This window comes from Hydrogenophaga sp. ANAO-22 (assembly GCF_042466645.1).
GTDB lineage: Bacteria > Pseudomonadota > Gammaproteobacteria > Burkholderiales > Burkholderiaceae_C > Hydrogenophaga.
Map to the genome: position 1 here is coordinate 4,374,964 of NZ_CP159956.1, position 15,664 is coordinate 4,390,627.

Genomic DNA, 15,664 nt, shown 5'->3' on the forward strand with positions numbered 1-15,664 from the left:
ACCTTGCCCGCAGCCCACGCATTGATAGGCATCCTTTATGTCCACGCCTCGCAGTTTTGCCCTCTCCGCCGACGACCGTGCCGTGCTCGAAGCCGCCGACAAGTTCGCGCGCAAGGAATTCGTGCCACTCGCGCGCCGCATGGACGACGAGGAGTGGTGGCCATCTGATATCTTTCAGAGAATTGGAGCGGCTGGCTTCATGGGGGCCACCGTGCCTGCCGAGCATGGTGGCGCGGGCATGGACCTGTTCAGCTCGGGCCTGATCTGCCAGGCCTTTGCGCGCTGGAACCCCGCCATCGCCTTGTCCTGGGCGGCGCACGACAACCTGTGCGTCAACAACATCTACCGCAACGCCAACGAGGCGCAGCGCCGCCAATACCTGCCCGATCTGTGCAACGGCACAAAAATCGGCGCGCTCGGCCTGACCGAACCCGGCGCCGGCTCGGATGCGCTGGGCGCGATGCGCACTAGCGCGCGCCGCGAGGGCGACCACTACATCCTCAACGGCACCAAGATCTACATCACCAACGGCCCGGTGGCCGACGTGCTGCTGGTTTACGCCAAGACCGCGCCGGAGTTGGGTGCCAAGGGCATTTCGGCCTTCATCGTCGAGAAGAATTTTCCCGGCTTCAAGGTGGCTCAAAAGCTCATCAAGATGGGTTTTCGCGGCAGCCAGACCGGCGAGCTGGTGTTCGACAACTGCCGCGTGCCGGCAGCCAACCTGGTGGGCAAGGAAAACGAAGGCGTCAAAATCGTCATGAGCGGGCTCGATCTGGAGCGCGCGCTGGTGGCTGGCTTGTGCGTGGGCATCTGCGAACGTGCGCTCGAATTGAGCGTCGAGTACGCCAGGACGCGCGTGCAGTTCGGCAAACCCATCGGCAGCTTCCAGATGGTGCAGGCCATGCTGGCCGAGATGTACACAGAGATCGAAGCCATGAAAACCCTGGTCTGGCGCACCCTGGCCGAGGTCAATGATCTGGAGGTGGGCGGCGGAGGCCGCGGCGATGTGCACAAGCTCACCGCAGCGTCCATCCTCTACGCCGGCGAAGCCTGCAACCGGGTGCTCAACAAGGCCGTACAAGTGCATGGCGGTAGCGGCTACATCTGGGAGTCCGAGATCAACCGGCTGTTCCGTTGCATCAAGATCCTCGAAATCGGTGCAGGCACATCCGAGGTGCGCAAGATGATCATCGCCGAAGAGCTGCTGCGCGGTTGATTCCCCAAACCCGCATGGCAAGCGCAGCTGACCACCACACAAACAAGCAGGCCTTGAAGATGCAACCCTCGTTGACCATCCGCTTTGAGCAACGTGGCGCCGTGGCGTGGATCACGCTGAACCGGCCCGATGCGATGAATGCTCTGTCGGAGTCAATGTGCGCCGAATTGCGCAATGCGACCGAGCGTTGCGAGCGTGACCCGGCCATCCGCGTCATCGTGCTGACCGGTGCGGGCCGAGCCTTCTGCGCAGGCGCCGACCTCAAAGGTGTGTTCGAGAGCAGCGCTGGCGACCCCGGCCCAAGCGACCCGATGGGCGAGTTTCTCGATCTTGTCGGCGGCATGATGGATCGGCTGCGCGTTTGCCCCAAACCCACCATCGCCGCGCTGAACGGCCTGACGATGGCCGGCGGGCTGGAATTGGCCATGGCCTGCGACCTCATCGTCGCCGCCGAAAGTGCCCGCATCGGCGATGCGCATGCCAACTTCGGCGTGTTTCCGGGCGCGGGCGGCGCGGCGATCCTGCCACGGCGCATCGGCGCCACCGCCGCCAAATACCTGCTGTTCACCGGCGACACCATGCCCGCGCGCGAACTGGTTCCGCTTGGCCTGGTGAACCGTGTGGTGCCGGATGCCGAGCTGGCGTCCGAGGTCGAAAAAATCGCCTTGCGTATCGCCAGCAAGAGCCCGTTGGTGCTGCGCCGCATGAAACAGGCCGTGGCCGATGGGCTGGAGCAGCCACAGGCTTCGGCACTGCGGCTTGAGCGCCTGGTGCTCGACGCGCACCGCCATTCGCACGACATACAAGAGGGCCTCGCGGCTTTCGTCGGCAAGCGCACACCCGATTTCAAGGGCTACTGATTTCACACCGCTTCTTCTGAATGGACGCATTACCATGACCAACCCGCAAGCCGCCGTTTACATAGTCGGCGTCGGCATGACGCCGACCGGCAAGTTTCTTGACCGCGATATCAAGCAACTGACCGCCGCTGCCGTGAACGCCGCGCTGGCCGATGCCGGACTGTCCATCAGCGACATCCAGTCGGCATACTTTTCCAACGCAACACAGGGCGCACTCGAAGGCCAGACCATGATCCGTGGCCAGGTTGTGTTGCGTTCGATGGGCTTCGAGTCCATCCCGATCTTCAACATTGAGAACGCCTGCGCCAGTGCCAGCTCGGCTTTCAACCTGGCGGTGCAGTACGTGCGCTCGGGGGCAGGCGAGATCGCGCTGGCCATTGGTGCCGAGAAAATGTTCTGCGCCGACAAAGCCAAAATGTTCAGCGTCTTCGACGGTGCCTGGGACGTGGCCACGGTCGAGGAGAATAAACGCAGGCTGCTTCAAATGGGGCACGGTATTGAGCCGCCGGAAGGGTCCATGTCCAAGGCGCCCTACAGCCTGTTCATGGACATTTACGCCGCCTTTGGTCGCTTTCACATGCGCGAGTTCGGCACCACGCAGCGACAAATTGCCGCCGTGTCGGCCAAGAATCATGGCCATTCGGTGCACAACCCGCTGGCGCAATACCGCAATGCATACACCATTGACGAGGTACTGGCCGCGCCCCCCATCACCTACCCGTTGACGCTGCCGATGTGCGCACCCATCAGCGACGGCGCTGCCGCGGTCGTCGTGTGTTCCGAGGCAGCATTGGCGCGCATGGCAAAGCGTGAGCGCGCCATCAAGGTGCTGGCATCGGTCATTGCCACTGGCAGCACCCGCCGCTCTGAAGACCTGGATCAACACATCACCGTCAAGGCTGCCAAACAAGCCTACGAACTCGCAGCCGTTGGCCCGCAAGACATTTCGCTGGCCGAGGTCCACGATGCCACCGCCATCGGCGAAATCGTGCAGAGTGAAAACCTTGGCTTCTGTGCGTTCGGCGAAGGCGGGCCACTCGCCGAGCGCGGCGACACCACGATTGGCGGCCGCATCCCGATCAACACCTCGGGTGGTCTGGAGTCCAAGGGGCACCCGATCGGCGCCACCGGGCTGGGTCAGTTGCATGAACTGGTCGTGCAGTTGCGCGGCGAAGCGGGGGCTCGCCAGGTGCAAGGGGCCCGCCTTGCCATCGCAGAAAACGGTGGGGGCCTGTTCGGAATTGAAGAAGCCGTGGCCGCCATCACCATCCTCGGTCGCTGAAGGACAAAAATGATTCTGCATGACAAGGTGGCCATCATCACAGGTGGTGCTTCAGGCTTGGGGCGCGCGGTGGTTGATGCGCTCGCCGCAGGCGGCGCACGGGTGTCATTGTTCGACCGCGACAGCGAGCGTGGTGTACAGGCAGCCACCGAACTGGGTTCTGCCGCCATGTTCGAGCAGGTAGATGTCACCAGTGAGTCACAGGTGCAGGCGGGCATCGACGCAACCCTGGCCCGTTTTGGCGCCATTCACATTTGCATCAACTGCGCTGGCGTGCCCGACGCAGCCAAGACCGTGGCCGATGGAAAACCCTTTCCCCTGGCACTGTGGGACAAGGTGATTGCCGTCAACCTGACCGGCACTTTCAACGTGCTGCGCCTGGCAGCCGTGGCGATGGCGCGCAATGAGCCTGAGGGTGATGAGCGCGGCGTCATCATTAACCTGTCGTCCGGTGCCGCACAGGACGGCCAGATGGGACAGGCGGCCTACGCCGCCAGCAAGGCCGGGGTGATCGGCCTCACGCTGCCGGTGGCACGGGACCTGGCCGGTCTGGGCATCCGCTGCGTAGCGGTTGCGCCGGGCTTGTTCGAAACGCCAATGGTCGCGGGCCTGCCAAAGAAGGTCGCACAGGCCATCGTTGACCGCATGATTCTGTTCCCGCGCCGCATGGGTCAAGCCAGCGAGCTGGCCCACCTGGTGCGTTCCATCGTCGAGAACCCCTATATCAACGCGACCTGTTTGCACATTGATGCCGGTGCACGCATGAGCACTCGCTGAACGAGACCGACAACACACCGAGACCAGCACCATGAATTTCCTCCCCACCGAAGAACAGCGCATGGCCGTGGAAGGCTTCACTCGCTTCCTGGAGACCGAACTGCGTCCGATTGTCGAACGCTACCAGCCCGACAAGCTAATTGAAAAAGAGGTGATGCTGGAGATCTTCCAGAAGATGCTGCCCTACGGCATGGGCGGCAACGGCATCATTGCCGAGGAACATGGTGGTCTGGGCATGCCCTGGCTCACCTATGCACTGATGTATGAGCAACTCGCGCGCATCTCCGGCGACGTGGCAATCTCGCTGTTGATTCAGCAGCTCGGCGCCTATTCGCTGGAGGTCTGCACGAACGTGGCCATGCGTGAGAAATATTTGCCACGCATGGTACGCGCCGAAATCATTGCCTGCAGCGGCATCAGCGAGCCCGGGGTCGGCTCCAACGTAGCTGAAGTCACCTGCCGTGCCCAGCGCGATGGCGACCACTACATTGTCACCGGGGAGAAAACCTGGATATCCAACGGCCACTACTCCGACTTTTGCATGGTCATCGTGCGTACCTCACAAGAAGGTTCTGGCGCCATCTCGATGATCTTGGTGGACCGCGCCGAACACGGCTACGAAAGCCGCAACATCGACAAGCTCGGGCTCAACAGCACCTCGACCGCTCAGCTGTTCTTCGATGGCGCGCGCGTGCCGGCCGCCAACATGATGATAGCCCCCGGCACCGGCCTGAAGAACACCATGGTGCTGTTCGAGAAAGCGCGTCCTATGGTCGGTCTTACCTCGGTGGGCATCGCACAGGCGGCGCTCGACAAGGCGGTGGCCTATTCGAAGGAACGCCGCCAGCATGGCAAGCCCATCGGCGGCCATCAATTGATCCAGGGCATGCTTGCCGAAGCCGCGACCGAACTCGACGCCGCGCGTCTGCTGGTCTACCGCGCCTTCAACCTGATCGACCACGGCGTGCGCAGCGAGGTGCAAAGCGCCATGGCCAAATGGTACGCGACCGAGATGGCGGTCAATGTCACGTCGAAAGCAGTGCAGATTCACGGCGGCAACGGCATTACCAAAGACTTCGGCGTTGAATTGTTGTTCAGAAACGCACGCATGATGCCGATTCCCGACGGCACCACCGAAATCCAGAAACTCATCATTGGCCGCGCCTTGACCGGCATCAACGCCTTCTCCTAACCCATGACCTCTAACTCCTCGATTAGCCCATCCAGCGAGGCTTCGGTGCTGCAGGCGCGGGACATCACCTTGCGCTTTGGCGGTGTCACCGCGCTGGCCGAGGTCGCCATCGATGTGCGTGACAACGAGCTGCTGGCCATCATTGGGCCCAACGGCGCGGGCAAGAGCTCTTTGATGAACGTGCTCAGCGGCTTCTACCTGCCGCAACAAGGCAGCGTTCACTACCGTGGTCAAGACATCAAAGGCCGCGCGGTGCACCAGATCGCGCGCGAAGGCGTGGTGCGCACTTTTCAGGGCACCCATTTGTTCTCCAACATGAGCGTGATCGACAACATCCTGGTCGGCCGCTACAGCAAGATGCGATCAAATCTGGCGCAGGCATTTCTCTACTTTCCCTGGACCCAGCGTGAAGAAACGCTGCACCGGGAGGCAGTCGAGGAAATCATCGACTTCCTTGAAATTGAGAATATCCGCCACCAGCCGGTAGGCGCGCTCGGCTACGGTCTTCGCAAGCGCGTTGACCTGGGCCGTGCGTTGGCGATGGAACCCAAGGTTCTGTTAATGGATGAACCCATGGCCGGCATGAACACCGAAGAAAAAGAAGATCTGGCCCGTTTCATCATAGACGTGCGCGAGGCCAAGCGCATCCCGGTTGTGCTAGTGGAGCACGACATGGGGGTGGTCATGGATCTGGCAGACCGCGTGGCGGTGCTCGACTTTGGCCGCAAGATCGCCGACGGCACACCTGCACAAGTGCAGGCCGACCCGGCCGTGATCCAGGCCTACTTGGGAGCAGCGGCATGAGTGCGACCGACCCCGCCCCAGAAGTCGTCATGACCCTGCCGCAGAAGTTGTTCGCCCACGCCCGGGAACATCCACAGTTGCTGGCGCAGCGCGTCAAGCGCAAAGGTATGTGGCGCTGCCATACATGGGCCGACGTGTTTGATCGAACGCGCAGCATTGCGCTTGGCGCGGCGGCGCAGGGCCTGCAGCGTGGCGAAACCGCGATTGTGATCGGCGAGAACGAACCAGAGCACTACTGGGCGCTGTTTGCGGCCCAGTCACTGGGCGTCAAAATCGTATCGGTCTACCCTGACGCCACCGTCGACGAGTTGCACTACCTGTGCGAGGATTCAAAGGCCCGCTTCATCTTCGCGCAGGATCAGGAGCAGGTTGACAAGGCGCTTGCGCTGCTGGAGCGGCTGCCCGACATCCGGGGCATCGCCTACTGGGACAACTCGGGCATGTGGTCGTACCGGCATCCGCTGCTGCAATCCTTTGATGACCTGACCGCTGAAGGTCGGCGTCAGCACGAGAAGCACCCGCTGCGCTTCGAACGTGAAGTCAACGCCGGCCAGGCGGACGATCTGGCGCTACTGACCTACACCTCCGGCACCACCAGCAAGCCCAAGGGCGTGATGATCAGCCACCGTTGGCTGATGGACAACGCGGTTCGGATGAGGAGCGCGTTGCCGCTGCAACCCGGCATGGAATATTTGTCTTACACGCCGCTGGCCTGGATCACCGAGCAGTTGCTGGGTGTGACCCTCGGGCTGATCACGCCCCTGGTGGTCAACTTCCCGGAGGGCCCCGACCAGGTCTTGCCGAACTTGCGCGAACTCGCGCCACACATCGTGCTGTTCGGCCCGCGCCAATGGGAGAACATCGCCGCCACCATCGAGGCGCGCATGCTCGCCGCGAGTTGGATGGCGCGCGGCATCTACCGCTGGGGCATCCGCATCGGCCACGACGTGCATGTGGCGCGGCTCGAAGGGCGCACGGCACCGTGGCTGTCGCGCCTGCTGCTGCCGGTGGCCGAAGCGCTGGCCCTGCGTCCGGTGCGCGATCAGTTCGGCTTTGTTCGCAGCGACGTCGCGGTTTCAGGCGGCACCGCCATGGCGCCCGACGTGTTTCGTTTGTTTCACGCCATGGGCGTCCATTTGCGCAATATTTATGGCTGCTCGGAGTTTGGTCTGATTGCTGGCCACCGCGGCGAGCGCTACGACCTCGAAACCGTGGGCCCGCTGCTGGATGTGGACCCAGCCTTCGGCGCACCGCTGGAATCGCGCATCGAGGACAACGGCGAGCTGCTGCTGCGCGGCGGTACCGGCTTTCTCGGCTACTGGGGCAAGCCCGACAAGACCGCCAGCATCCAGCGCGACGGCTGGTACGTCAGCGGTGACGCAGTGCGCAAGACCGAGAGCGGAGAACTCGTGTACCTCGACCGCGTGGAACACCTGGTCAAACTCGCCAGCGGTCACCCGTATCCCCCGCAGTTCATCGAGACGCGGTTGCGCTTTTCGCCCTTCATCAAGGACGTGATGGTGCTGGGCGACGCCACCCGGCCCTGGGTTGGCGCGCTGATCAACATCGACATGGCGGTGACCAGCCGCTGGGCCGAGGAGCGGCGCATCGCATTCTCCACCTTCACCGACCTGTCGCAACGGCCCGAGGTGCGGCAACTGGTGCAGGGCGAAATCCGCCGCATCAACAAACTGCTGCCAGAAAGCTCGCGGGTGGTGCGTTTCGCCAATTTTCCGAAGGAGCTCGATCCCGACGAAGGCGAACTCACCCGCACGCGCAAGCTGCGCCGAGAGTTTCTCGAGGTGCGCTATGGAGCGCTGATTGACGGACTGTATGCAGGTGTCGCCGACATTGCCTGCGAAATAGCCGTGACCTACCAGGACGGCCGCCAAGGCGCGTTGCGCGCAACCGTGGTGGCCACCGACATTGAAGGAACACACACCCCATGATCATCGAATTCATCAACTACACCATCAACGGCGCGCTGCTCGGCCTGCTGTATTCGCTGGTGGCAATGGGCTTTGTCGTCATCTACCGCGCCAGCAAGGTCTTCAACATGGCGATCGGCGAGATGATCGTGCTGGGCGCCTTCCTGCTGTGGTGGGCGATCCAGTCGCGCGGCATGCATCCGGCGCTGGGCATCGCCGTTGCACTGGGCATTTCGGTGCTGATCGGGCTGGCGATTGAACGCCTGTTGTTCAGGCGGCTGATTGGCGAGTCGGTGTTCTCGATGATCATGGTCACCATCGGGTTGCTGATCCTGATGCGCGGACTGGTGCTGGTGATCTGGGGCCCGCAGGAGCGCCAGTTCCCCGCCATCTTTCCCCTCACGCCCATCATCCTGGGCGAGATGATCATCCCGCGCTCGCTTGCCATCGGTGGCCTCATCGCGGTGGTGGCGGCTGTGGCGCTGCACTGGTTCTTCAACCGCAGCCGCACCGGGCTGGCGATGGCGGCGGTGGCCGAGGACCACCAGATCGCTCTGGCCATGGGCATCAGCGTGCGCCGCTCCATCGCCTTCGCCTGGGCGCTAGGCGGTGTGCTGTCGGTCATCACTTCGATGGTCTACCTGAGCGGCAAGTCGCTGACATTCCTGTCCTCCGAAATCGGCTTCGCCGCCCTGCCGGTGGCCCTGCTTGCAGGGCTCGAATCCATCGGCGGCCTGCTGCTGGCGGGCATCATCGTCGGGGTCGTGCAGGGACTGACCGCCGCCTACATCGACCCGCTGATCGGTGGCAGTGCCGCTGCCGTCGTCCCCTATATCTTCATGCTGGTGGTGCTGGTTATTCGTCCGACCGGCATGTTCGGCTGGAAACGCATTGAAAGAGTCTGACCCATGGATCCATCCGGCATTTTTTCCACCAGCTATGCGCGCGACCGCGCGCTGATCCGCACGCGCGCCCAGTGGGTCACCCTGGCGCTGTTCATTGTCATTCTGCTGATCCTCCCCTGGTTCGCCTCGGAGCGTCTGGTAGCCGTAGCCAACCTGATGCTGGTCACGTCCATCGTGGTGGTCGGGCTGCAAATCACCACCGGCTACGCCGGGCAGATCAACCTGGGCCAGGCTGCCTTCATGGGGGTCGGTGCCTACGCCGCCAGTGTGGTCGAGGTCAAGGTCGGGCTGCCGTTCTGGGTGGCAGTGCCGGTTGCCGGCCTGGTGGCTGCGCTGGCCGGTTGGCTGTTCGGCATGACAGCGAAACGCATCAAGGGTTTCTACCTCGCACTGACCACCATCGCGGCCCAGTTCATCTTCCACTTCGTTGTCCTGAACCTGCCCTCATCCTGGCTCGGCGGCGTCAATGGTTTCAGCCTGGAGCCTGCGAGGCTGGGCACATTTTTGTTCAACACCGACCGTTCTCTGTATTACCTGTTTCTTGTCGTCACCATGGTGATGGTATTCGGCGCTTTCGGCATCCTGCGCAGCCGCCACGGGCGCGCCTTCGTCGCCGTGCGCGACGACGATGTGGCCGCCGGCATGATGGGCATCGACGTGGCCGGCGCCAAGTCGCGCGCCTTTGTGCTCGGCGCTTTTTACGCTGGCATCGGCGGTGCCCTGTGGGCCTACCAGGTGCGCTTCGTCTCGGTCGACCAGTTCACGCTGTTCAACTCGATCTGGTTCATTGCCATGATGATCGTCGGCGGGCTCGGTTCGATCGTCGGGGCACTGATCGGCACCGTGCTCATCCGGGGGTCCAAGAAGTCATCACCAGTCTGGGCCCCGACCTGGTCGAGCGAATTCCCAGCCTGAGCAGCGACCTGATCTTCGCCAGCATGAATGTGTTTCTCGGCCTCATCATCACGCTGTTCCTGCTGCTTGAACCGAAAGGCCTGATGCACCGCTGGAACATCCTGAAAGCCAACTACCGGCTCTGGCCGTTTCACCACTGAGCCCGCCCGGCACAGCGAGTCGCAATTCCCCCCGCCCCTTTTCCTCACCACCACCACAACTGGAGACAAGCATGCAACGCAAAACCTTTCTGAAACTCACGACCGCCCTGGCCACTGGCCTGCTGCTGAACGCGCCCGCCCACGCGCAAACGACGACGATCAACGTGGCCGCCTTTGCCGACTTCGCCGGCCCCTACGCCAACGTCATGCCACAGATGCAAGGCGGGCGACTCGCCGTGATCGAGTGGTGGAACAAGGAAGTCGGTAGCAAGCTCAACGTGCAGATCGTCGTCAAAACCTTCGACACGCGCTACGACGTGGCTCAAACCGCCAGTCTGTGGCCCGGCATCAAGGCCGAAGTCAAACCCGCGCTCCTGCTCGGCCTCGGCGGCCCGGATGCCGCCGCGCTGCAGCAGCGCTTGCCGGAAGACAAGATCCCCATGCTCATGAGCACCGCCACCTACGGCTTCGGCTGGAAACCCAACCAATGGGCCCTGAACCTGCGCCCCACCTACGCCCATGAGGCGGGCGGATTCCTGGAATGGTTCCGCACCACCAAACTCGATGGCAAGCGCCCTGTCAAGGTTGCGATCATCACCTCCGAAGCCACCCCCGCTTATGCCGACATGGCCAAGGGCCTGCAAAGCTACACCAAGGCCAACCCGGACAAAGCCACCTTCGTCGAGGCGGTCTGGACCGAAGTGCAACCGGCCGACGTGACCCTGGCAGTGCGTCGCTTGGTCAACGCTGGCACCGACGTGATCGTGATCCAGACCAACACCGCGCAGGCCGTGGCCACCAAGCGTGCGCTGCAGGCGTTGGGTAAAAACGTCCCGATCATGCTCTCGCTGCACAACAGCTTGGTGGGATCATCCAAGGCACTGGGCGACCCGAACGGCTTTGCCGGTGATTTCGAGGTGGGTGCCATCGCCGATGCCAGCGAAAGTGACTCGACCGCACGCGAGTTCTACAGCATGTTGCAGGAAAAGCACGGCCTGAAATCGACCTGGAATGCCATGACCATCATGGGTCTTGGACAAACCATCGTGGCCGTGCGCGCGATTGAAGCCACCATCAAGGCCAAGGGCGCCGGCAAAGTCACCGGTGAATCCGTGCGCGAGACCTTGATGAACAGCCAGTTCACCAGCAACGACCTGATGGGCATACTGCCAGGCGCGGACTTCAGCAACGACAACCCCTTCCCCACCGGCACCGCCAAGGTCAACATCGTGACCATGAAGGACGGCAAGGTCGTTCGGGCGGCGGGCGATGTGGCCGTCCCAATGGTGCCCAAATGGTGAATTCAGCCCTTGCTGCAGCACCGGATCAACGGACCACGCCCGATGCGGCCGCCAATCCGGCGGTGCTGACGCTGTCCAACGTCGAGGTGCTGTATGCCGAGGTGATCCTGGCGCTCAAGGGCGTGTCGATGCAGGTCCCCGAAGGCGGATGTGTGGCGCTGCTGGGCGCCAACGGCGCAGGCAAGAGCACCACCCTCAAGGCCATCTCCGGCGTCATTGACTCGGAAGATGGCCGCGTCTCAGGGGGGCGATCACCTTCGACGGCCGACCGATTCAGGGGCACGACCCGGCGACCGTGGTGCGCGGTGGTCTGGTTCATGTGATGGAAGGCCGGCGCGTGCTGCAACACATGACGGTCGAGCAAAACCTCACCATCGGCGGCCACATGTTTCCATCGGCGCAGGCGATGCGCCGGGCGATGGACAGCGTGTACGAAGCGATTCCGCGCCTGGCCGACCTGCGAAAACGCACGGCCGGTTATCTGTCGGGCGGCGAGCAGCAAATGCTGGTGATCGGGCGCGCGATCATGGCCGAGCCGAAACTCATGCTGATCGACGAGCCGTCACTCGGGCTGGCGCCGCGCATGGTCGAGGAAGTCTTCAGCGTGCTGCGCCACCTGCGTGAGCAGGGGCTGTCGCTGCTCATCGTCGAACAAAACACACGCGTGGCCTTGGAGATCGCCGACTATGGTTATGTCATGGAGAGCGGTCGCATCGTGCTGGAGGGGCAGGCCCAGGAACTCCGCGACAACGAGGATGTGCGCGAGTTTTATCTCGGCCTGGACCGCGAGGGGGTGCGCAAGAGTTTCCGAGAGGTCAAGCACTACAAGCGGCGCAAGCGCTGGCTGGGGTAACAAACGGCTGGCTTGTGGTTCAAATTCAGTTTCAGGAGTAACGACAAATGAGTGGTCCCTTGCAGGGGTTGAAAGTTATCGAGTTCGGCGGCATCGGCCCCGGACCGTTCTGCGCGATGATGCTGTCCGACATGGGTGCGGATGTGATCCGCCTGGACCGCAAGGCCGACAAGGGCAAAGACCGCGGGGAAGGCGCCTTCCTGGCCAGTGGTCGGCGCAGCGTGCTGCACCGCGGCCGGCGTTCGGTGGCGGTCGATCTAAAGTCACCCGCAGACGTACAGCGGGTGCTGGGGCTGGTCGACGGGGCCGACGCGATCATCGAGGGTTTTCGCCCGGGCGTGATGGAGCGGCTGGGATTGGGCCCGGACGTGCTGCTGGCACGCCACCCGCGACTCGTCTACGGACGCATGACCGGCTGGGGTCAGGACGGCCCGCTCGCGCAGGCCGCCGGGCATGACATCAACTACATTGCGCTGTCGGGCGCGCTCAGCATGATTGGCCGCTCGGACGGCGGGCCAGTAGCGCCGCCGGCGATGGTTGGCGACCTGGGCGGCGGCGGCATGATTCTAGCCTTTGGCATCGTTTGCGCTTTGCTTGAAGCGCGCTCCTCTGGCCATGGTCAGGTGGTCGATGCTGCGATCACCGACGGCGCTGCGCTGCTGACCTCCATCGTCTGCGACCTCAAGGCGCTGGGAATGTGGAAGAATGAGCGGCAGGCCAACCTGTTGGATGGCGGATCGCATTTCTACGACACCTATGAGTGCGCTGACGGGAAATGGATCTCGATCGCATCACTGGAACCCCAATTCTATGTGCTGCTGCTGGAGAAGCTGGGCATCAGCGATCCCGAGTTTCAACGGCAACGCGATCCGGCCGTCTGGCCGACACTCAAACGCCAGGTCACCGACATCTTCCGCACCCAGCCGAGCACGCACTGGTGTGCGTTGCTGGAAGGGACCGACGTGTGCTTTGCGCCGGTGCTGACTCTGGAAGAGGCTGCACATCATCCACACAACAGCGCGCGCGGCACTTACTTTGAGCGAGACGGCGTGCTCCAACCTTCGCCGGCACCAAGGTTCAGCCGGACGGTGACTGATCGCCCAGGCCCCGCACCGTTCATTGGCGAACACGACGACGAACTCTTGTAGTCGAAGAATGGTGGGGGCTGGGGAAAACGGACCACAGGCATTCGACGCAGTTTCAGCCCGACCAAATCGAACGCATCAACCGCGAGCTGAAAATCCTCCCGCCGCCCGATAATCATTTGCATTGAGCGGCAGTGCTTTGCCGGGCGGTCTCCGCCGAGCACCGATCAGACCGCTTTGACCAGTGACTTGGTGTAGATGCGGTAGGTGCCGATGCCGCGCGACACGATGTCTCCGTCGAGTGCGTCGAGCGTGACCTTCACCGACACATAGGCCAGCGTCTTGCCGATGTGGTCAGGCGTTGCCGATGCAAACAGGATTCCTGTGCCGACCGCACGCATGAAATCCACGGTGAGCGTGACCGTTACCGACGACTGGATGAGCTGGCCGCTGCCCGGGATCGGCCGGTCGATCAGGGTTCTGCCCCCGACCGCATCGAGCAAGGTCAGGGGCACGCCGCCGTGGAGCACGCCGTGGGGGTTGAGGTGGTCGCGCCGGATCGGCAGCCGGAAATACAGGCCGCGCTCGTTGTGCAGGATGTCGTACCCGACGAGCTGCTGAAAAGGCCCGTGGGAGTACGTTGCCGACGGAAGAGGGGGCTGTGAGGTCACTCTTGATCGACCTTGAAGTAGTCGGGTTTTCCGGCTGGCCAGAACTCGCCCCACAGCAGCATCCCGCCTTCGACGTTGAGCACCTCGCCGGTGATGAACTTGCCCGAGGGTGCGGCGAGGTAGACCACCGCCTCCGCGATGTCCTGCACGTCGCCGGCCCGTTTCATCGGATTGCACGAGTAGAAAGTGGAAACGTTTTCTTCGCGGTAGTTGTTGAAACCGTTGCTCTCGATGGCGCCGGCGCCAATGCAGTTCAGGCGGATGCCGTGCTCTGCCCACTCGATGGCCAGCGTGCGGGACAGCGCAATGACGCCCGCGCGCGAGGCGGTGGTGTGCGCCATGCCCGTGAGGCCGCGGTCGATGGCGGCGGTGATGTTGACGATGTTGCCGGGCCGGCCTTGCTCCACCCAGCGCCTGGCCGCGCCCTGCATCATGTACCAGCTGCCATTGAGGTTGGTGTCGATCACCGCGTTCCAGCCCTTGACGTTGAAGTCCATCGCATGGGCGGCAAACTGGCCGCCAGCGTTGTTGACCAGCACGTCGACGCCGCCCAAACGTTCCCACACGGCACTGAGCATGGCGTCCACCTGCTCGGGGTCGCGGATGGTCATCGGGTAGGTGATTACCTCACGGCCCGACAGCGCGCGCAGTTTTTCGGCGCAGTCCTCGAGTTTGTCGGCCTTGCGCCCGCAGATGGCGAGCGTGGCACCCAGCCGCGCGAACAGGAAGGCAATCGCCTTGCCGATGCCACTGCCGGCGCCCGACACCAGCACCACTTTGCCGGCGAAAAGGTCGTCGCGATAGACCGTCGGGAGTGCGGCCAGGGCCTCGTCGCCCGGGCCGAACTTGGGGTGTTGCGAGTCAGCCGAATTCATGTGTTCACCTTGAAGTAATCGGGTTTGGCGATGGTCCAGACTTCGCCCCAGAGCACGCCGCCGCCATCCACCGTGAGCAGTTCGCCGGTGACGAACTTGCCGCTGGGCGCGCTGAGGTAGACCGCGGCCTCGGCCACGTCCTGCACGTCACCGACATGTTTCATCGGGTTGGCTCCGGCGAAGGCCTTCACCGCCTCGGGGGAGTACTGACGAAAGCCGGTGCTGGCGATCGCTCCAGGCGCTATGCAATTGACGCGGATGCCATGCTGCGCCCACTCCACTGCAACAGTTTTAGACAGGTGAGTCACCGCGGCGCGCGCAGCGCAGGTGTGCGCCACGCCCGGCATGCCCCGCTGGAAGGTGGCGACGATGTTGACGATGTTGCCCCGCGTGCCGGTGCCCTGCCAGCGGCGCGCCATCGCATGCATCATGTACCAGGTTCCGTTCAGGTTGGTGTCGATCACCGCCTTCCAGCCCTTGACGCTGTAGTCCAGCGCCCGCTGCGGGAATTGCCCGCCGGCGTTGTTGACGAGCACGTCGATGCGTCCGAAGTGCAGCCAGGCCACGTCGATCAACTGTTCCACCTGCTCGGGATCACGGATCGTCATGGGGTGCACCAGCACATCAGGGCTGCCGAGCCGGCGCAGCCATTCGGCGCAGCTCTCTAGCTTGGCTGGGTCGCGCCCGCAGATGACCAGCTTGGCGCCCAGGCGCGCGTACAGGAAGGCGATGGCTTTGCCGATGCCGCTGCCGGCGCCGCTGACCATCACCACCTGGCCTTCGAAGAGTCCGCTCTGGTAGACGGTGGGGCGGGTTGCGAGGGCTTCATCGTCGAAGCCGAAGGTGGTGTCTTCTGTCAT

At 63.2% G+C, this 15,664-nt stretch carries 14 protein-coding genes and 1 pseudogene; 12 read left to right on the top strand and 3 right to left on the bottom strand.

The window, feature by feature from the left end; all coding sequences use genetic code 11:
• Positions 1–37 precede the first annotated feature (37 nt).
• The 12 genes and pseudogenes from ABSY19_RS21115 to ABSY19_RS21170 all read left to right on the top strand — a co-directional run bounded on the left by ABSY19_RS21115 (position 38) and on the right by ABSY19_RS21170 (position 13,321).
• The gene (locus ABSY19_RS21115; RefSeq protein WP_204734808.1) at positions 38–1,216 is read left to right on the top strand and encodes an acyl-CoA dehydrogenase family protein; all 1,179 of its coding nucleotides are present in this window, start codon (positions 38–40) and stop codon (positions 1,214–1,216) included.
• A gap of 59 nt (positions 1,217–1,275) precedes the next feature.
• Positions 1,276–2,076, top strand: a complete 801-nt coding sequence (locus ABSY19_RS21120; protein ID WP_069048988.1) for an enoyl-CoA hydratase/isomerase family protein — start codon at positions 1,276–1,278, stop codon at positions 2,074–2,076.
• A gap of 34 nt (positions 2,077–2,110) precedes the next feature.
• On the top strand, positions 2,111–3,358 hold the full coding sequence (locus tag ABSY19_RS21125) for a thiolase family protein (RefSeq protein ID WP_069047304.1): 1,248 nt from the start codon (positions 2,111–2,113) through the stop codon (positions 3,356–3,358).
• Between the two features lie 9 nt (positions 3,359–3,367).
• Positions 3,368–4,135, top strand: a complete 768-nt coding sequence (locus tag ABSY19_RS21130; protein WP_069047303.1) for an SDR family NAD(P)-dependent oxidoreductase — start codon at positions 3,368–3,370, stop codon at positions 4,133–4,135.
• A 31-nt stretch (positions 4,136–4,166) separates the two neighbouring features.
• Positions 4,167–5,327 (top strand): acyl-CoA dehydrogenase family protein, encoded by a 1,161-nt coding sequence (locus tag ABSY19_RS21135; protein WP_056278316.1) that lies wholly within the window; start codon positions 4,167–4,169, stop codon positions 5,325–5,327.
• Between the two features lie 3 nt (positions 5,328–5,330).
• The gene (locus tag ABSY19_RS21140) at positions 5,331–6,131 is read left to right on the top strand and encodes an ABC transporter ATP-binding protein (protein WP_056278313.1); all 801 of its coding nucleotides are present in this window, start codon (positions 5,331–5,333) and stop codon (positions 6,129–6,131) included.
• Positions 6,128–8,080, top strand: a complete 1,953-nt coding sequence (locus tag ABSY19_RS21145; protein ID WP_382155621.1) for an AMP-dependent synthetase/ligase — start codon at positions 6,128–6,130, stop codon at positions 8,078–8,080. The genes ABSY19_RS21140 and ABSY19_RS21145 overlap by 4 nt, the downstream gene beginning before the upstream one ends.
• A complete protein-coding gene (locus tag ABSY19_RS21150; protein ID WP_382155624.1) occupies positions 8,077–8,964 on the top strand; it encodes a branched-chain amino acid ABC transporter permease in 888 nt (295 codons plus the stop codon). The genes ABSY19_RS21145 and ABSY19_RS21150 overlap by 4 nt, the downstream gene beginning before the upstream one ends.
• A gap of 3 nt (positions 8,965–8,967) precedes the next feature.
• Positions 8,968–9,879 (top strand): branched-chain amino acid ABC transporter permease, encoded by a 912-nt coding sequence (locus ABSY19_RS21155; RefSeq protein WP_382155627.1) that lies wholly within the window; start codon positions 8,968–8,970, stop codon positions 9,877–9,879.
• Between the two features lie 211 nt (positions 9,880–10,090).
• Positions 10,091–11,320, top strand: coding sequence for an ABC transporter substrate-binding protein (locus tag ABSY19_RS21160; protein ID WP_182118907.1), 1,230 nt, complete (start codon positions 10,091–10,093; stop codon positions 11,318–11,320).
• Positions 11,314–12,173 (top strand): annotated as a pseudogene (locus ABSY19_RS21165) (ABC transporter ATP-binding protein). The gene ABSY19_RS21160 and the pseudogene ABSY19_RS21165 overlap by 7 nt, the downstream one beginning before the upstream one ends.
• A gap of 47 nt (positions 12,174–12,220) precedes the next feature.
• Positions 12,221–13,321 (top strand): CaiB/BaiF CoA transferase family protein, encoded by a 1,101-nt coding sequence (locus ABSY19_RS21170; protein ID WP_382155630.1) that lies wholly within the window; start codon positions 12,221–12,223, stop codon positions 13,319–13,321.
• 164 nt (positions 13,322–13,485) lie between these two features.
• On the opposite strand, the gene ABSY19_RS21175 is transcribed toward ABSY19_RS21170, so the two are convergent.
• Genes ABSY19_RS21175 through ABSY19_RS21185 form a run of 3 tightly spaced genes read right to left on the bottom strand, consistent with a single transcriptional unit; the run spans position 13,486 to position 15,664 of the window.
• Positions 13,486–13,929 carry a PaaI family thioesterase gene (locus ABSY19_RS21175; protein ID WP_182118908.1) on the bottom strand — a complete coding sequence of 148 codons (444 nt, stop codon included), beginning with the start codon at positions 13,927–13,929 and terminating at the stop codon, positions 13,486–13,488.
• Complete coding sequence (locus ABSY19_RS21180; RefSeq protein ID WP_056278294.1) at positions 13,926–14,804, bottom strand: SDR family oxidoreductase; 879 nt, start codon at positions 14,802–14,804, stop codon at positions 13,926–13,928. The genes ABSY19_RS21175 and ABSY19_RS21180 overlap by 4 nt, the downstream gene beginning before the upstream one ends.
• Positions 14,801–15,664 carry an SDR family oxidoreductase gene (locus ABSY19_RS21185; protein WP_008905438.1) on the bottom strand — a complete coding sequence of 288 codons (864 nt, stop codon included), beginning with the start codon at positions 15,662–15,664 and terminating at the stop codon, positions 14,801–14,803. Before ABSY19_RS21185 ends, ABSY19_RS21180 begins: the two co-directional genes overlap by 4 nt.